The following is a 17,223-nucleotide window of genomic DNA, read 5'->3' as shown; positions in this document are numbered from 1 at the left end:
ACGCTTCCGCACACGCTTTCTCCCCATCCTTTGCCGGGTCTTCCTCCCGGGCACGGGCCGTCTGCCGTAGCATCCTTTACGGGTCACCCCACCTGCTCCTCGGTCAACGCAAGGATCAACAGGCGCAGTTGGCCCGCCTCGGGAGGACGTAATGACGCAACGTGGCCGCCACCGCCGGCGCCGTAGGGGAAGAGCGCTGCGTGGGTTCCTCGCCGGGACCGCCCTCGCTCTCACCGCCGCCGCGACCATGATCAGCGCGTCGCAGGCGACCGTCTCGGACGCGCCGGGCGCGCTGAAGCAGGTGGAGGTCACGACCGCGCTGCGGATGACGGAGGACCTGGTCCCGCAGACGTCGCTGGACCGGCTGTCGGCGGGCATGGGCCGGCCGGTCGGGGTGAGCGCGGTGCTGGAGGCGGGTGACCGGCTGCTGCGGGACTCCGCGGACTGCACGGCCGCCGAACGCGGCCAGCTCCCCGTCGCGCCCGAGCCGGTGACGTCGTACTGCTGGGACGCGGCGGACACCCTCGGCTGGCGGCCGGGCGCGCTGACGACGTCCGGGGACGCGGACGACGACGGCGTGTGGGGCACGAACCGGGTGATCCTCTCCGGCTGGTCGCGCGCCGGGGCGGCGGCGGACGGCGGGTTCGCGCGGGTGGCGTTCGTCGACGCGAACGACCCGGACCGGCTGACGTACTCGTGGGTGCTGCTGGCGGTGCCGGTGTCGGACGGCGCGGACTTCCGCGCGCTGCGCTCGGGGCTGACCGGGATGGTCTGGTACCAGGACAAGCTGCTGGTCACCGCGGACGACGGGGACGGCGCCGCGCTGTACGTCTTCGACATGAACCGTATCCAGCGGGCCTCGGTCGACGGTGACGCGGTCGGCCGGGTCGCCGGGGGCTGGTCGGCCCACCGGGCGCGGTTCGTGCTGCCGGCGGTCGGCACCTACCGGCTGGGGGCGGGCTCCCCGCGCCCCGACACGATCTCCCTGGACCGCAGCACGGTCCCCGACAGCCTGGTGGCCGGCGAGTCGACGCGGCACGGCGGCTCGGCACGGCTGTGGCGCTACGCCCTCAGCTCCCTGCCCGACCGGGGCGGTCTGCTGGCCGCCGACATGTACGGCCGGGTCGCGGCGACCGAGGCGTACCGCACGGAGGTCGAAGGGCTGCGCGGGGTGCTCTCCCGCGACGACGCCTGGTACGTCAGCCAGGCGCCCGGCGCGGACCACGCGCACGGCACGCTGTGGCGCCAGGACACCGAGGGGACGTCGGCCGCGGAGTGCGACGGCTCCGACCAGCACGCCTGCTGGAGCGAGGCCCCGCAGTCCCTGTCGTACTGGGCGGCGACCGGCGAGGTCTGGTCCCAGTCGGGCCGCACCCTGTTCGCGATGCCGCTGGCGTCGGTGGACCGGGCGGCGAAGAAGCAGTGGAGCGACGACGACGGCTCGTGAGGACGGCCGGCCCCTCTCCGGGCGCGCCCTCAGCCGTGCGATGTCGGCCCACCTTCAGCCGCGCGGCACCTGCCCCGCCCGTAGCCGCGCGGCGGTAACCGATTGCTGTGCCTTCTCTGCCGGTCCCCGCAGGTCGTCGACAGATCCCGCGCCCGGATGATTCCCTGGCGTGCATGAGCAACATCCCCGTGACCACCTGGTCCCTGGAGCAGTCCGCGCCGACCGATCTGCTGCCCGCCGCCGCCCCGGAGGGCGATGTGCGGGTGGCGCGCGCGGCCGTCCCCTCGCCGGAGTTCAGCCGGTTCCTGTACGCCTCGGTCGGCGGCGACATCCGCTGGATCGACCGGCTCGCCTGGCCGTACGACCGCTGGCGCGAGCAGCTGGAGCGTCCGGGTGCCGAGACGTGGGTGGCGTACGAGCGGGACACCCCGGCCGGGTACGTGGAGCTGGACCCGCAGGACGACGGCGTCGTGGAGATCGCCTACTTCGGTCTGCTCCCGGCGTTCCGGGGCCGCCGGATCGGCGGTCACCTCCTGTCGTACGGCGTCGCGCGCGCCTGGGACCTGGCCGAACGCTGGCCGCAGCGGACGCCGACGAAGCGGGTGTGGCTGCACACGTGCAGCCTGGACGGCGAGCACGCGCTGGCGAACTACCAGCGCCGGGGCTTCCGGCTGTACGACACCGAGGTCAAGGAGCAGGCCGAGGTCGCGGCGCCGGGTCCCTGGCCCGGCGCATACCCGGGCTGACCTGCGCCGACAAGCCCTCGTGCAGCGCATGTGACCGAACACACCCGGGTCTCACTTGTCGAGACACGAGTGTCCGCATGTCGGATGAAGCTGGACTGTGTCCAGAACGCCGTGCCACGCTTTCCACCATGTCCGGAACTGGAATCGCCTTGGTGAGTCGGCGGCACGTCGATCTCTGCCGCATGTCCAGCGCCATCTGTCCGGCGAGCTGACGAGCCGCGTCGCCGCCGTTCCCGCCCTTGTGTCCGCCCTGCGCCAAACCCTCCTGACCTGCTGGGATTCCCCGGTCAGAGCCGCATTCGCCTGCCTTGAAGGACGTACATAACCATGGCCGCCACCCCGGAGAACCCTGCCGCCGCAGCGCCCCGCCGCAAGGTGAGCCGTCACCGCGGCGAGGGTCAGTGGGCCGCAGGGCACTTCACCCCGCTCAACGGGAACGAGCAGTTCAAGAAGGACGACGACGGTCTCAATGTGCGGACACGCATTGAGACGATCTACTCGAAGCGCGGTTTCGACTCGATCGACCCGAACGACCTGCGCGGCCGGATGCGCTGGTGGGGGCTGTACACCCAGCGCAAGCCCGGGATCGACGGCGGCAAGACCGCGATCCTGGAGCCGGAGGAGCTGGACGACAAGTACTTCATGCTGCGGGTGCGCATCGACGGCGGCCGGCTGACGACGGCGCAGCTGCGGGTGATCGCGGAGATCTCGCAGGAGTTCGCGCGCGGCACCGCGGACCTCACGGACCGGCAGAACGTGCAGTACCACTGGATTCGCATCGAGGACGTCCCGGAGATCTGGGAGCGTCTGGAGGCGGTGGGCCTGTCCACGACCGAGGCGTGCGGCGACACCCCGCGCGTGGTCATCGGCTCCCCGGTGGCGGGGATCGCCGAGGACGAGATCATCGACGGCTCCCCCGCGATCGAGGAGATCCAGCGCCGGATCATCGGCGACAAGGCGTTCTCGAACCTGCCGAGGAAGTTCAAGTCGGCGATCTCCGGCTCCCCCCTGCTGGACGTGGCGCACGAGATCAACGACGTCGCGTTCGTCGGCGTCGTCCACCCCGAGCACGGCCCCGGTTTCGACGTCTGGGTCGGCGGCGGCCTGTCCACGAACCCGAAGATCGGCGTCCGGCTCGGCACCTGGGTCGCGCTGGACGAGGTGGCGGACGTCTACGAGGGCGTCATCTCGATCTTCCGTGACTACGGCTACCGCCGGCTGCGCACCCGTGCCCGGCTGAAGTTCCTGGTCGCGGACTGGGGCGCGGAGAAGTTCCGCCAGGTGCTGGAGGACGAGTACCTGGGGCGCAAGCTGTCCGACGGTCCGGCCCCGGCGCAGCCGGTGGAGCGCTGGCGCGACCACGTCGGCGTGCACCGGCAGAACGACGGCCTGTTCTACGTCGGTTTCGCGCCGCGCGTGGGCCGGGTGGACGGGGCGACGCTCGCGAAGATCGCGGACCTCGCCGAGGCGCACGGCTCGGGGCGGGTCCGTACGACCGTCGAGCAGAAGATGATCGTCCTCGACGTCGAGCAGGACCGGGTGGAGTCGCTGGTCGAGGGCCTTGAGGCGCTGGACCTGCGGGTGACGCCGTCGCCGTTCCGGCGCGGGACGATGGCGTGCACCGGCATCGAGTACTGCAAGCTGGCGATCGTCGAGACGAAGGCGCGCGGTTCCCAGCTGATCGACGAACTGGAGCGCCGTATCCCGGAGTTCGACGAGCCGATCACCATCAACATCAACGGCTGCCCGAACGCCTGCGCCCGTATCCAGGTCGCGGACATCGGTCTCAAGGGTCAGCTGGTCCTGAACGACGAGGGCGAGCAGGTCGAGGGCTTCCAGGTGCACCTGGGCGGCGCGCTCGGTCTGGAGGCCGGGTTCGGCCGCAAGGTGCGTGGCCTGAAGGTCACTTCGGCCGAGCTGCCGGACTACGTGGAGCGGGTCCTGAAGCGGTTCCAGGAGGAGCGCGAGGACGGCGAGCGGTTCGCGGTGTGGACGGCGCGGGCGTCCGAAGAGGCCCTGTCATGAGCGAGCGCGCGGCCCCCTTCCACTGCCCCTACTGCGGCGACGAGGACCTGCGCCCCAACGAGACAGGTCACGGCGCCTGGGAATGCGGGGCCTGCAACCGCGCATTCCAGTTGAAGTTCCTGGGACTTCTCTCCCGGGGGCTCCAACAGGCGGACGACGGAGGGGATCGGACATGACGACGGCTCAGATAGCGCGTACCGACGACGAGTTGAAGGAGCTGGCCGAGCAGGCGGGCCGCGACCTGGAGGACGCCTCCGCGCTGGAGATCCTCCAGTGGGCCGTGGACACGTTCGGCACCGGCTTCTGCGTGACCTCCTCGATGGAGGACGCCGTGGTCGCCCACCTCGCCTCCCGCGTCCGCAAGGGCGTGGACGTGGTCTTCCTCGACACCGGCTACCACTTCCCCGAGACGATCGGCACCCGGGACGCCGTCGAGGCCGTGATGGACGTCAAGGTCATCACGCTGACGCCCCGTCAGACGGTCGCGGAGCAGGACGCCGAGTACGGGCCGAAGCTCCACGACCGCAACCCCGACCTCTGCTGCAAGCTGCGCAAAGTCCAGCCGCTGGAACAGGGGCTGACGGCGTATCAGGCGTGGGCGACCGGCCTGCGCCGCGACGAGTCCCCGACCCGGGCGAACACCCCGGTGGTCGGCTGGGACGAGAAGCGCCGCAAGGTGAAGGTCTCCCCCATCGCCCGCTGGACGCAGGACGACGTGGACGCGTACGTCCTCGAACACGGCGTGCTCACCAACCCGTTGCTGATGGACGGCTACGCCTCCGTCGGCTGCGAGCCCTGCACCCGCCGGGTCCTGGAGGGCGAGGACGCGCGCGCCGGGCGCTGGGCGGGACGCGCCAAGACCGAGTGCGGGCTGCACGGATGACGACGAATCAGGAGAGCGACGTGACGACCGGAGCCACCGTCTGGCTCACGGGTCTGCCGAGTGCCGGCAAGACCACCATCGCCTACGAGCTGGCCGGGCTGCTGCGCGCCGAGGGCCACGCCGTCGAGGTCCTCGACGGTGACGAGATCCGGGAGTTCATCTCCGCGGGGCTCGGCTTCAGCCGCGAGGACCGGCACACCAACGTGCAGCGCATCGGCTTCCTCGCCGAACTCCTCGCCCGCAACGGCGTGAAGACGCTGGTCCCGGTGATCGCGCCGTACGCGGACAGCCGGGAGGCCGTGCGGGGGCGCCACCAGGAGGGCGGGACGGCGTACTTGGAGGTGCATGTGGCGACTCCGGTCGAGGTGTGCTCCGTTCGCGACGTGAAGGGCCTGTACGCCAAGCAGGCGGCGGGTGAACTCACCGGTCTCACCGGCGTGGACGACCCGTACGAGGCGCCCGAGTCGCCGGATCTGCGGATCGAGTCGCAGGACCAGACCGTGGGCGAGTCCGCGGCGTCGGTGTACGCGCTGCTCAGCGAAAGGGGACTGGTGTGACCACCGTCGCGACGGTTACCGGGGGCACCTACGCCCTCTCGCATCTGGACGCCCTCGAATCGGAGGCCGTGCACATCTTCCGTGAGGTCGCGGGGGAGTTCGAGAACCCGGTGATCCTGTTCTCGGGCGGCAAGGACTCCATCGTCATGCTGCACCTCGCGCTGAAGGCGTTCCGCCCGGCGGCGGTGCCGTTCTCGCTGCTGCACGTCGACACCGGGCACAACTTCCCCGAGGTGCTGGAGTACCGCGACCGTACGGTGGCCGAGCACGGTCTGCGGCTGCATGTCGCGTCCGTGCAGGACTACATCGACCGGGGCGTCCTCAAGGAGCGGCCGGACGGGACCCGTAACCCGCTCCAGACGCTGCCGCTGACGGAGAAGATCCAGGCGGAGAAGTTCGACGCGGTGTTCGGCGGCGGACGCCGGGACGAGGAGAAGGCCCGCGCCAAGGAGCGGGTGTTCTCGCTGCGGGACGAGTTCTCGCAGTGGGACCCGCGCCGCCAGCGCCCGGAGCTGTGGAACCTGTACAACGGGCGGCACGCGCCGGGCGAGCACGTACGCGTCTTCCCGCTGTCCAACTGGACCGAGCTGGACGTCTGGCAGTACATCGCCCGTGAGGGCATCGAGCTGCCGGAGATCTACTTCGCGCACGAGCGCGAGGTGTTCGCGCGGGCCGGGATGTGGCTGACGGCCGGCGAGTGGGGCGGTCCGAAGGCGTCCGAGACGGTCGAGAAGCGGCTCGTGCGCTACCGCACGGTCGGCGACATGTCCTGCACGGGTGCCGTCGACTCGGACGCGGTGACGCTGGAGCAGGTCATCACCGAGATCGCCGCGTCCAGGCTGACCGAGCGGGGGGCCACGCGCGCGGACGACAAGATGTCCGAGGCCGCGATGGAGGACCGCAAGCGCGAGGGGTACTTCTAGAGATGACCACGACACTCACCGAGACGACGCTGCTGCGGTTCGCGACCGCCGGCTCGGTCGACGACGGCAAGTCCACCCTCGTGGGCCGGCTGCTGCACGACTCGAAGTCGGTCCTCGTGGACCAACTGGAGGCCGTGGAGCGGGCGTCGGCGTCGCGCGGTCAGGACGCCCCGGATCTCGCCCTGTTGACGGACGGCCTGCGCGCCGAGCGCGAGCAGGGCATCACGATCGACGTGGCGTACCGCTACTTCGCGACCGCCGAGCGCCGGTTCATCCTCGCCGACACGCCCGGACACGTGCAGTACACCCGCAACATGGTGACGGGTGCCTCCACGGCCGAGCTGACGGTGATCCTCGTCGACGCCCGCAACGGCGTCGTCGAGCAGACCCGCCGGCACGCGGCGATCGCGGCCCTGCTGCGCGTCCCGCACGTCGTCCTCGCCGTCAACAAGATGGACCTGGTCGACTACCAGGAGGGCGTGTTCGCCGCGATAGCCCAGGAATTCACCGCGTACGCCACGGAGTTGGGCGTCCCCGAGGTCACCGCGATCCCGATCTCGGCGCTGGCCGGCGACAACGTCGTGGAGCCGTCGGCGAACATGGACTGGTACGGCGGCCCGACGGTCCTCGAACACCTCGAAACCGTCCCCGTCGCCCACGACCTGGCGCACTGCCACGCGCGCCTGCCCGTGCAGTACGTGATCCGCCCGCAGACCGCCGAGCACCCCGACTACCGGGGGTACGCCGGTCAGATCGCCGCCGGTTCGTTCCGCGTCGGCGAGCCGGTCACCGTCCTGCCGTCGGGCTGCGCCACCCGGATCGCCGGGATCGACCTGCTGGGCACGGCAGTTGACGAAGCCTGGACGACGCAGTCGGTGACGATCCTCCTGGAGGACGACATCGACGTCTCGCGCGGCGACCTGATCGTCCCCAGCAAGGACGCCCCCGCGACCACGCAGGACGTCGAGGCGACCGTCTGCCACGTCGCCGACCAGCCGCTGACCGTCGGGCACCGCGTCCTGATCAAGCACGGCACGCGCACGGTCAAGGCGATCGTCAAGGACATCCCCTCCCGCCTCACCCTCGACGACCTGTCCCTGCACCCGCACCCGGGACAGCTCGTCGCCAACGACATCGGCCGGGTGAAGATCCGTACGGCCGAGCCGCTGCCGGTCGACTCGTACGCCGACTCGCGCCGCACCGGCTCGTTCATCCTGATCGACCCGGCCGACGGCACGACGCTCACGGCCGGCATGGTCGGCGAGTCGTTCGCCGCGCCGGAACCCGTCAAGGACGCCTCGGACGACGACGGTTGGGACTTCTGACGATGACTCAGGTGGATTTCTACTCGACGTTCGCGAAGGAGGGTGGCCGCGTCGGCAGCGGCGCCCTCGGCAGCGGGCAGGGCGGGGTGGCCCGATGTGCGTGATGACGTACGCGCACCGCCTGCGCGCCCTGTCCCCCCACCGGACGTCCCGTCATCGACGAAAACGCCCTGCCGAACTCCCGGCCACGACCTGAGAGACCGTGACCCGCCGGGCCAACGAGAGGAACCCCTCCCGTGCCTGCCTCCCGCTCCTCGCTCGCCCGCCGCACTCTGATCGCGGCAACCACCCTCCCCTTGCTGGCACTTGCCGCCTGCGGCTACGGCTCCGAGTCCAAGGACACCTCCTCGGAGCAGAAGGTCGCCGCCGGCGCGGAGAAGATCGACGGACTCGACTCCGTCAAGATCGGCTACTTCGGCAACCTGACCCACGGCACGGCGCTGGTGGGGGTGCAGAAGGGCTTCTTCCAGAAGGCGCTGGGCGCGACCAAGGCGTCGTACTCGACCTTCAACGCGGGCCCCTCCGAGATCGAGGCGCTCAACGCCGGTTCGATCGACATCGGCTGGATCGGCCCCTCCCCCGCGATCAACGGCTTCACGAAGTCGGACGGCAAGAGCCTGCGGATCATCGGCGGTTCGGCGTCCGGCGGGGTCAAGCTGGTCGTCAACCCGGCGAAGATCAAGTCGATCGCGGACGTCAAGGGCAAGAAGATCGCGACCCCGCAGCTCGGCAACACGCAGGACGTGGCGTTCCTCAACTGGATCGCCGAGCAGGGCTGGAAGGTCGACGCGCAGAGCGGCAAGGGTGACGTCTCCGTCGTCCGCACCGACAACAAGGTGACGCCGGACGCCTACAAGTCCGGTTCCATCGACGGCGCGTGGGTGCCGGAGCCGACCGCGTCGAAGCTGGTCGCCGAGGGCGCGAAGGTGCTGCTCGACGAGGCGTCGCTGTGGCCGGACAAGAAGTTCGTGATCACGAACATCATCGTGTCGCAGAAGTTCCTCACCGAGCACCCGAAGGCCGTCGAGGCGGTCCTGAAGGCGTCGGTCGACACCAACAAGTGGATCAACGCCAACCCGGCGGAGGCGAAGGCCGCCGCCAACGCCCAGCTGAAGATCGACTCGGGCAAGGCGCTCCCGGCGGACGTCCTCGACCCGGCGTGGTCGTCGATCCAGTTCATCGACGACCCGCTGGCCGCCACCCTCAACTCCGAGGCGGAGCACGCGGTCAAGGCGGGCCTGCTCGCCAAGCCCAAGCTGGACGGCATCTACGACCTGACGCTCCTGAACAAGGTCCTGAAGGCCGAGGGCGCCACCGAGGTCTCCGACGCCGGTCTCGGCGTCAAGTAGGTCCGGATTCCCCCGAGTTCCCAGGAGGTGACGATCATGGCAACCGCTCTCGCCAAGGCCGCCGACGCCGAGTCGGTGGAGCACGCGGCCCGTATCGAGCACGTCTCGAAGTCCTTCGCCGGGCCCGCCGGGCAGCAGCTCGTCCTGGACGACATCACGCTGGATGTCGCGCCGGGTGAGTTCGTCACCCTCCTGGGGGCCTCGGGCTGTGGCAAGTCGACCCTGCTCAACCTGGTGGCGGGCCTCGACAGGCCCTCCGCCGGCACCATCACGACCGACGGGCGCCCGGCTCTGATGTTCCAGGAGCACGCCCTGTTCCCGTGGCTCACCGCGGGCAAGAACATCGAACTCGCCCTGAAACTCGGGGGAGTCGCGAAGAACGAGCGCCGCACCCGCGCCGAGGAGCTGCTGGAGCTGGTGCGCCTGAAGGGCTCGTACGGCAAGCGCGTGCACGAGCTGTCCGGCGGGATGCGCCAGCGCGTCGCCCTGGCCCGGGCGCTCGCCCAGGACAGCAGGCTCCTGCTGATGGACGAGCCGTTCGCCGCGCTCGACGCCATCACCCGGGACGTCCTGCACGACGAACTGACCCGGATCTGGGCCGAGACGGGCGTGTCCGTCCTGTTCGTCACGCACAACGTGCGCGAGGCGGTCCGGCTCGCCCAGCGGGTCGTGCTGCTGTCGTCGCGGCCCGGCCGGGTGGCCCGCGAGTGGACCGTGGACATCCCGCAGCCGCGCCGCATCGAGGACGCGCCGGTGGCCGAACTGTCCCTGGAGATCACCGAAGTACTGCGTGGGGAGATCCGCCGTCATGGCCAGCACTGAGACCACCGCGCAGGAGAAGACGGGCGCCGGCCTCGGCGGCCTGGAGGCGGGCCTCGACGCACTGGAGTCGTCGGCGACGAGCCGCACGCCGTTCCTCGTCACCTTCCGGACGAAGATCCTGCCGCCGATCGTCGCCGTCGTCCTGGTGGTCCTCGTCTGGCAGGCGCTGATCACCTTCAAGGTCGTCGACGACCCGACGAAGCTGCCCTCGCCGTCCGACGTGGGCGCGGAGTTCAAGAGCGCCTGGCTGGAGGGGCGGCTCCTCGACTACATCTGGACCAGCGTCTCGCGCGGTCTGCTCGGCTTCCTCTTCGCGCTCGCCATCGGCACCCCGCTGGGGCTGCTGGTGGCGCGGGTGAAGTTCGTGCGGGCGGCGATCGGGCCGATCCTGTCCGGACTCCAGTCGCTGCCGTCGGTGGCGTGGGTGCCGCCGGCCGTGATCTGGCTGGGCCTGAACAACTCGATGATGTACGCGGTGATCCTGCTCGGCGCCGTCCCGTCCATCGCCAACGGCCTGGTGTCCGGCATCGACCAGGTGCCGCCGCTGTTCCTGCGGGCCGGCCGCACGATGGGGGCGACGGGGCTGAAGGGCGCCTGGCACATCGTCATGCCGGCCGCGCTGCCCGGCTATCTGGCGGGTCTGAAGCAGGGGTGGGCGTTCTCCTGGCGGTCGCTGATGGCCGCCGAGATCATCGCCTCCTCCCCCGATCTCGGCATCGGGCTCGGCGCGTTGCTGGAGAACGGGCGCAACGCCAGTTCCATGGCGATGGTGTTCGAGGCGATCATCCTCATCCTGTTCGTCGGCATCGCGATCGACCTGCTGATCTTCAGTCCGCTGGAGCGGTGGGTGCTGCGCAGCCGCGGCCTGCTCGTGAAGAGCTGAACTCCCGTGCCGGTACTCCTCGTCATCGCCCACGGCAGCCGTGACCCACGGCACGCGGCGACCGTCCACGCCCTCGTACGGCGCGTGCGGTCGCTGCGGCCGGGGCTGCGCGTGGAGACCGGCTTCCTCGACTTCAACACCCCGTCCGTCCCTCAGGTGCTGGAGTCCCTGGCGGCCGAAGGCGCGCGGGACGTGGTGGCGTTGCCGCTGCTGCTGACCCGCGCCTTCCACGCGAAGGCGGACATCCCGGCGGTGCTGGCGGACGCGCCCGCCTCCCTGCGCATCCGCCAGGCGGCGGTCCTCGGCCCGTCGCCACTGCTCCTGACGGCGCTCGAACGCCGTTTGCACGAGGCGGGGTTGACCTCCGCCGACAAGTCCTCGACCGGGGTCGTGCTGGCCTCGGCGGGGTCCACCGACCCGGAGGCGATCGCGGTCATCGCCGACATCGCGCGGGAGTGGTGGCACACCGGTTGGTGCGCCGTGCGACCCGCGTTCGCCTCCGCGGCCCTGCCCCGCACCGAGGACGCGGTACGGGAGCTGCGCGCGCTCGGCTGCCGCCGGGTCGCGGTCGCGCCGTACGTCCTCGCGCCGGGCTTCCTGCCGGACCGGATCGCGCGGGGTGCGGCGGAGGCGGACGTACTGGCGGAGGTGCTGGGACCGGCGCCGGAGGTGGCACGGCTGCTGCTGCGGCGGTACGACGAGGCGCGCACCCGGCCCGCGCCGGCTCAGCCGGTCCTGGGGTCGCGTCCGCTGGCGGCCAGCGCCCGGGCGAACACCGGGGCGTCGTAGGGGAGTTCGACGGGCGCGGCGAAACCGTCGTACTGCCGGTAGAGGTCGGCGTGGGTCAGGACCACGTCCAGGACGAAGGCGGCGGCCTGCTCCGAGACGCGGAACTCCTGGCCGGTGGCGGTGGCCACGTCCCAGCCGTGGACGGCCGTCTCCTTGATGAGGAGTCCGGCGAGTTCGGCGGCGGGCAGGACGGCGTACCCGAGGTCGATCTCGCCCTCCCAGGCTGCCGGGCCGGCCCACAGGGCGAGGGCCCGGTCCAGTTGCGCGGCGTACGCGTCGGCCCAGCCGGGGTCGGCGGTGAAATCGGTTTCCGTGAGTTTCTCGGGGAGCGGGGTGCGCAGGGCGCGATGCTCCAGGCCGTGGGACGTGTACAGCACCCAGTGGTTGACGAGGGTGCGCAGATCCCAGTCCCCGCAGTGCGTGGGCCCGTCGAGCCGTGCCGCCGGGACGCCGTGGGCGACCCGGGCGGCCTCGGCGGCACATTCGGCCAGGTGGGCGTAGGTGTCGTTCGTCATGCGCCCCACGCTAGGGACCGTCGGCTCAGCTCTCTTGAACAAACGCGACAAGCCTGAGCAGCTCCTCGACCGACAGCGAGCCGGCTTCGCGCCGCTCGCGCGCGAACTCGTTCGCCAGCCGCTGGAGGAGCGTGTTCAGCGGGGTCGGTACGCCGTGCAGCCGCCCGAGGAGGACGATCTCGCCGTTGAGGTAGTCGGCCTCGATGCTGCCGGTGCCGCGGGCGAGGGACTGCCAGGAGGAGCCGCCGCCGCGCGGGGCGTCGGGCAGCGGGAGCAGGGTGATCTTGTCGCCGCGCAGGGCCCGCTCCTCCTCGGTGCCGGTCCAGTCGATGCCCGCCGCCTTCAGCACCGCCTCGCCCTCGGCCCGGACCGGCTCCCACAGGGCCGTCGCGCCCTCGTGGCCGGCCACCGCGTCGAGGGAGTTGCCGAGGTTGGTGAGGAGTTTCGCGTACTGCCAGCGGGCCACGTCGGGGACGACGGGTGCCTCGAACCTCGCCGCTTCGAGGTCCTCGGCGACGCGGTGGGCGGTGGCGTCGGTGCCGTGCGGGTAGCGGCCGAGGTGGAGGATGCCGGTGAGCGGGGAGCCGGCCGCCGAGACGACGCCGGGTTCGACGTGCGCGGAGGGCAGCCAGACGCAGACGCCGTAGACGTGGGTGAAGCGGCGCAGGGCGATGCGCTGGCTCTCCACGCCGTTCTGGGCGCACAGCAGCGGCAGCCGTTCCTGCGCGGTGCCGCCCCCGGCGACCGGCGCCGGGCCCCAGACGGCGAGGGCGGCCTCGCTGTCCTGCGTCTTCACGGCCAGGACGAGGACGTCGTCGGCGCGCAGCTCACCGAGCGCCGCCGGCCCGTCGACGACCGGCAGCCGGTACGTCAGCACCCCCTCGGGGACGTGCAGGCGCAGCCCCTTCTCCTCGATCGCCGCCTTGTGCGCGCCGCGCGCGACCAGGACGACCTCCCGGCCGGCCCCCGCGAGCCGGCCCCCGACGGTGCCGCCGACGGCACCCGCTCCGATGATGATGTAGCGCATGGGACGAGCGTAGGCTCTGCCGGATGACCGGCGCTTTTCAGGAGTCTTTCGTCCTCGGCGGTGAACTCCCCGTCCGCCGCCTCGGCTTCGGCACCGCCCAGCTCACCGGCCCCGGCTACTGGGGTCCGCGCGGGGCCGCCGGGGACGCGGTGGGGGTGCTGCGGCGGGCCGTGGCGCGCGGGGTGACGCTCGTGGACACGGCCGACAACTACGGGCCGTACGTCGCCGAGGAGTTGGTGGCCGAGGCGTTGTTCCCGTATCCGGCGGGGCTGGTGATCGCCACCAAGGGCGGGGTGGTGCGCACGAGCGACAGCGCCTGGCATGTCGACGGGCGGCCGGAGCGGCTGCGGGAGATGTGCGAGGGGAGTCTGCGCAGGCTCCGGCTGGAGCGGATCGACCTGTACCAGTTGCACCGGATCGACCCCGGTGTCCCGCTCGCCGAACAACTGGGTGTGCTCGACGAGTTGCGGGCCGAGGGGAAGATCCGGCTGGTCGGGCTGGACACGGTCACGCCGCGACAGCTCGGTGAGGCGCTGGAGTTGACGCGGATCGCGTCCGTGCAGAACCGGTACCACCTGCGGGACCGGTCCTCCGAACAGCTTCTGACGGTGTGTGAGGAACGCGGGATCGCCTTCCTGCCGTGGTTCCCGCTCGGCAACGGCACCCTCACGGCCGACCCGGCGTGCACGGCCGTCGCCGCCGCGCGCGGGGTGAGCGCGGGGCAGGTCGCGCTGTCCTGGCTGCTGCACCGCTCGCCGGTGCTGTGCCCGACACCCGGGACGGGGACGCCGGACCACCTGGAGGAGAACCTGGACTCCGGCGTCGTACGGCTGTCGGAGGCGGAGCTGCTACGGCTGGGGTGAGGTGAGTTCGGCGAGTTTGAGGACCGTGTTCCAGTTCCGGGCGGTCGCGATCAGGCCCTTCGTGAGGCGGGGGCGGGCCAGCTGTTCGGCGAGTTTGGAGCGGCCGAGGCCGTCGGGGGCGTAGAGGTAGAGCGCGCGGTCGCCGAGGCGGAACTCCTCGGGGAGATGGGCGGGTTGGTCGACGTCGGCGAAGCGGGCGGCGTCCACGGGGGCGGAGTAGTAGGTGACGTGGAGCTGTCTGGGTTCCAACTCGGCGGCCGGGAAGGGGCAGTCGTCGACGATCGCCCTGAGGTAGGCGTGGTCGCGGACGATGACGTCCACGGTGAACCCGAAGTGCCCCTCGATCGCCCGCTCCAGGGTCGCGGCGAGGGAGGTCTCGTCGCCGTCGCCGGTCGTGAAGACGGCCTGTCCGCTCTGGAGATGGGTGCGGACGGCGCCGTACCCGAGGCCCTCCATGAGGGTGCGCAGGTCGGCCATCGGGAGCTTGCGGTGGCCGCCCACGTTGATGCCGCGCAGGAGGGCCGCGTACGTCGTCGTCATGGGGTCACCGTAGGGCCTTGGGGGCGGCGCGCCCCTGAGGCGGGCGGGGTCCGACCCCGATGTGTGTAAGGGCCCGCGGTCCTCCGCGGTGACGAGGGCGCGCGGTCCATGGGGATGAGTTCGCAGGCCGGGACTTCGTCGGTGGGCACGACGAGGGGTCCTTATCGGCGCCATACCTTCGATGCAGAGGTGATGACAGGGGGTCGTCGCCGGACCCGAGGGGGATGGCCGGTCATGGGGAAGGCAGACGTGCGGGTACGGGGCTTCGCGGCCCGCGCCGGCGGGTGGAGCGCCCGCCACCGGTGGGCGGCCGTGGGGATCTGGGTGCTGTTCGTCGTCCTGGCGGTGGGGCTCGGCTCGGCGATGGGCCGGGTGGACGTCGGTGACTCGGACGGCCTGAAGGGCGAGACGCGCACCGCGGCGACCATCGTCAAGGACTCCGGCATCGAGGAACCGGCCGGTGAGACCGTCCTCGTGCAGGCGGCCGGCGGCGGGCTCAAGGCCACCGACGCGCCGTTCCGCGAGGCCGTCGGCGCGGTGATCGCCGCCGTCGAGAAGACCGGCCGGGTCACCGACGTGACCTCGCCCTACGACACCGGGACCCTCTCGAAGGACGGCCGCAGCGCGCTCGTCCAGTTCGACATGCGGGGTGACGCGGAGACCGCGGGCGAGCGGGTCGAACCGGTGCTGAAGGCCGTCGCCGGTGTGCAGAGGACGTACGCGGACACGCTGCGGATCGAGGAGATCGGCTCCGCCAGCATGAACAAGACGTTCGACGACGCGTTCGGCGACGATTTCAAGCAGGCCGAGTACTCCGCCGTCCCCGTCGCTCTCGGCATCCTGCTCGTCGCGTTCGGCGCGCTGGTCGCGGCGCTGCTGCCGGTGGCGCTGGCGCTCACCGCGATCGCGGCGACGATGGGCCTGATGGGTGTCGTCAGCCACGTCCAGCCGATGAGCGACACCGCCGACTCCGTGATGCTGCTGGTCGGGCTCGCCGTCGGCGTCGACTACTGCCTGTTCTACCTGCGCCGTGAGCGCGAGGAGCGGGAGGCCGGGCGGGACGCGCGGACGGCGCTGCGGATCGCCGCCGCGACCAGCGGGCGGGCGATCGTCGTCTCCGGGGTGACGGTGTGCGTCGCGATGGCGGGGATGCTGTTCACGGGGCTCGCCGAGTTCGAGGCGATGGGGCTGGCGTCGCTGATGGTCGTCGCCGTCGCGATGGTCGGGTCGGTGACCGTGCTGCCGGCGCTGCTCTCCCTGCTGGGCGAGCGGGTCGAGAAGGGCCGGGTGCCGTTCCTGCGGCGGCGCGGTGGCGGGAGCGGGGAGAACCGGTTCTGGTCGGCCGTCCTGAAGCGGGTGCTGGCCCGGCCGTGGGTGTCGGTGGCCGTCGCGGGCGGCGCGCTCCTCGCGATCGCCGCGCCCGCGCTGGGCATGAAGACGCAGAACCTCACGCTGGAGCAGGAGTTCGGGGACCGGCTGCCCATCGTCCAGACGTACGTCCGGGTCAACGAGGCGTTCCCCGGGGGTACGGCGCCGGCCGAGGTCGTCGTCAAGGCGCGGGACATCTCCGCGCCCGAAGTCCGGTCCGCGCTGGAGGAGTTCAAGGCGGAGGCGGTCTCCTCGGGGGCCTCGCGCGGGCCCGTCGAGATCAAGGTGCACCAGCGGCAGAACCTCGCCTACGTGTACGTCCCGCTGGTCGGCGGGTCCGATCTGGACGCGGCCGGGAAGAGCCTGGTCACGCTGCGCGACGAGGTCCGGCCGGCAACTCTCGGGAAGGTGGCGGGAGTTCAGGCGCCGATCACCGGTGAGGTGGCCGGTTCGCACGACTTCAACGAGCAACTCGTGGGCTCCGTCGCCCCGGTGTTCGCCTTCGTCGTGGTCTTCGCCTTCCTGCTGATGCTGCTGTCGTTCCGCTCGCTCACGGTCGCGGTCACCTCGATCGCCCTCAACCTCCTTTCCGTGGCAGCCGCTTACGGCATCCTCGTCGCCGTCTTCCAGCACGGCTGGGGCGCCTCGCTGGTCGGCGCGGAGGGCGTCGGCGCCATCGTCACCTGGCTGCCGCTGTTCCTCTTCGTCATCCTCTTCGGCCTCTCGATGGACTACCACGTCTTCGTGGTCTCCCGTATCCGCGAGGCCCGGATGCGGGGCCGCACCACCCAGGACGCCATCACGCACGGCGTCGTCACCACCGCCGGGGTCGTCACCAGCGCCGCCGCCATCATGGTCGCCGTCTTCGCGATCTTCGGGACGCTGTCCATGCAGTCGATGAAGCAGATGGGCGTGGGCCTCGCGGCGGCCGTCCTCATCGACGCGACGATCATCCGGGGCGTGCTGCTGCCGGCCGTGATGGCGCTCCTCGGCGAGCGGAACTGGTACCTGCCGAAGTGGCTGCGGTGGATGCCGGACCTGACGCACGACGAGTCGGCGGAGGAGATCGCCGCCCTCCCGCAGGAGCGGAAGGCACCGCTGAAGGTGTGAACCGCCGCGCCCCGAGGGCCCGTCGACTTCCGGAGGGAAGCCGACGGGCCC

At 71.4% G+C, this 17,223-nt stretch carries 18 protein-coding genes; 15 read left to right on the top strand and 3 right to left on the bottom strand.

Going from position 1 to position 17,223, the window contains the following annotated elements:
- Positions 1-151: 151 nt before the first annotated feature.
- From ABZX85_RS05650 to ABZX85_RS05590, 13 genes are all read left to right on the top strand, one after another.
- Positions 152-1,447, top strand: a complete 1,296-nt coding sequence (locus ABZX85_RS05650) for a hypothetical protein (protein ID WP_355862702.1) — start codon at positions 152-154, stop codon at positions 1,445-1,447.
- A gap of 173 nt (positions 1,448-1,620) precedes the next feature.
- The gene (locus ABZX85_RS05645) at positions 1,621-2,193 is read left to right on the top strand and encodes a GNAT family N-acetyltransferase (protein ID WP_355862700.1); all 573 of its coding nucleotides are present in this window, start codon (positions 1,621-1,623) and stop codon (positions 2,191-2,193) included.
- A gap of 77 nt (positions 2,194-2,270) precedes the next feature.
- Positions 2,271-2,405, top strand: a complete 135-nt coding sequence (locus ABZX85_RS05640) for a putative leader peptide (protein WP_316685686.1) — start codon at positions 2,271-2,273, stop codon at positions 2,403-2,405.
- A gap of 115 nt (positions 2,406-2,520) precedes the next feature.
- Positions 2,521-4,218 carry a nitrite/sulfite reductase gene (locus ABZX85_RS05635; RefSeq protein WP_355862698.1) on the top strand — a complete coding sequence of 566 codons (1,698 nt, stop codon included), beginning with the start codon at positions 2,521-2,523 and terminating at the stop codon, positions 4,216-4,218.
- Complete coding sequence (locus tag ABZX85_RS05630) at positions 4,215-4,394, top strand: hypothetical protein (RefSeq protein WP_355862696.1); 180 nt, start codon at positions 4,215-4,217, stop codon at positions 4,392-4,394. The genes ABZX85_RS05635 and ABZX85_RS05630 overlap by 4 nt, the downstream gene beginning before the upstream one ends.
- On the top strand, positions 4,391-5,101 hold the full coding sequence (locus tag ABZX85_RS05625) for a phosphoadenylyl-sulfate reductase (RefSeq protein ID WP_355862694.1): 711 nt from the start codon (positions 4,391-4,393) through the stop codon (positions 5,099-5,101). Before ABZX85_RS05630 ends, ABZX85_RS05625 begins: the two co-directional genes overlap by 4 nt.
- A 20-nt stretch (positions 5,102-5,121) precedes the next feature.
- The gene (gene cysC, locus ABZX85_RS05620; protein ID WP_355862692.1) at positions 5,122-5,658 is read left to right on the top strand and encodes an adenylyl-sulfate kinase; all 537 of its coding nucleotides are present in this window, start codon (positions 5,122-5,124) and stop codon (positions 5,656-5,658) included.
- A complete protein-coding gene (gene cysD, locus ABZX85_RS05615) occupies positions 5,655-6,581 on the top strand; it encodes a sulfate adenylyltransferase subunit CysD (RefSeq protein WP_355862690.1) in 927 nt (308 codons plus the stop codon). Before cysC ends, cysD begins: the two co-directional genes overlap by 4 nt.
- A gap of 2 nt (positions 6,582-6,583) precedes the next feature.
- Positions 6,584-7,906: a GTP-binding protein gene (locus ABZX85_RS05610; protein ID WP_355862689.1), complete on the top strand. Its 1,323-nt coding sequence runs from the start codon at positions 6,584-6,586 to the stop codon at positions 7,904-7,906.
- Positions 7,907-8,142: 236 nt separating this feature from the next.
- On the top strand, positions 8,143-9,255 hold the full coding sequence (locus ABZX85_RS05605) for an aliphatic sulfonate ABC transporter substrate-binding protein (protein ID WP_355862688.1): 1,113 nt from the start codon (positions 8,143-8,145) through the stop codon (positions 9,253-9,255).
- A gap of 36 nt (positions 9,256-9,291) precedes the next feature.
- A complete protein-coding gene (locus tag ABZX85_RS05600) occupies positions 9,292-10,077 on the top strand; it encodes an ABC transporter ATP-binding protein (RefSeq protein ID WP_355862687.1) in 786 nt (261 codons plus the stop codon).
- Complete coding sequence (locus tag ABZX85_RS05595; RefSeq protein WP_355862686.1) at positions 10,064-10,960, top strand: ABC transporter permease; 897 nt, start codon at positions 10,064-10,066, stop codon at positions 10,958-10,960. Before ABZX85_RS05600 ends, ABZX85_RS05595 begins: the two co-directional genes overlap by 14 nt.
- 6 nt (positions 10,961-10,966) lie before the next feature.
- Positions 10,967-11,749: a sirohydrochlorin chelatase gene (locus ABZX85_RS05590; RefSeq protein WP_355862685.1), complete on the top strand. Its 783-nt coding sequence runs from the start codon at positions 10,967-10,969 to the stop codon at positions 11,747-11,749.
- Here ABZX85_RS05590 and ABZX85_RS05585 read toward each other — a convergent pair.
- Positions 11,686-12,264, bottom strand: a complete 579-nt coding sequence (locus tag ABZX85_RS05585; RefSeq protein ID WP_355862684.1) for a TIGR03086 family metal-binding protein — start codon at positions 12,262-12,264, stop codon at positions 11,686-11,688. The genes ABZX85_RS05590 and ABZX85_RS05585 overlap by 64 nt on opposite strands.
- Positions 12,265-12,289: 25 nt before the next feature.
- On the bottom strand, positions 12,290-13,291 hold the full coding sequence (locus ABZX85_RS05580) for a 2-dehydropantoate 2-reductase N-terminal domain-containing protein (RefSeq protein WP_355862683.1): 1,002 nt from the start codon (positions 13,289-13,291) through the stop codon (positions 12,290-12,292).
- A gap of 23 nt (positions 13,292-13,314) precedes the next feature.
- On the opposite strand from ABZX85_RS05580, the gene ABZX85_RS05575 reads away from it, so the two are divergent.
- A complete protein-coding gene (locus ABZX85_RS05575; RefSeq protein ID WP_355862682.1) occupies positions 13,315-14,154 on the top strand; it encodes an aldo/keto reductase in 840 nt (279 codons plus the stop codon).
- On the opposite strand, the gene ABZX85_RS05570 is transcribed toward ABZX85_RS05575, so the two are convergent.
- Positions 14,140-14,694 carry a DUF1697 domain-containing protein gene (locus ABZX85_RS05570; protein WP_355862681.1) on the bottom strand — a complete coding sequence of 185 codons (555 nt, stop codon included), beginning with the start codon at positions 14,692-14,694 and terminating at the stop codon, positions 14,140-14,142. The two genes, ABZX85_RS05575 and ABZX85_RS05570, sit on opposite strands and share 15 nt — an antisense overlap.
- Positions 14,695-14,928: 234 nt before the next feature.
- Here ABZX85_RS05570 and ABZX85_RS05565 point away from each other — a divergent pair, with 234 nt between their 5' ends.
- Positions 14,929-17,172, top strand: coding sequence for an MMPL family transporter (locus ABZX85_RS05565; protein WP_355862680.1), 2,244 nt, complete (start codon positions 14,929-14,931; stop codon positions 17,170-17,172).
- Positions 17,173-17,223 lie beyond the last annotated feature (51 nt).

This window comes from Streptomyces sp. NPDC004539 (assembly GCF_040610055.1).
Classification (GTDB): Bacteria; Actinomycetota; Actinomycetes; order Streptomycetales; family Streptomycetaceae; genus Streptomyces.
Note: the sequence above shows the minus strand (reverse complement) of the source record. Positions and strands in the feature narration are given on the sequence as shown.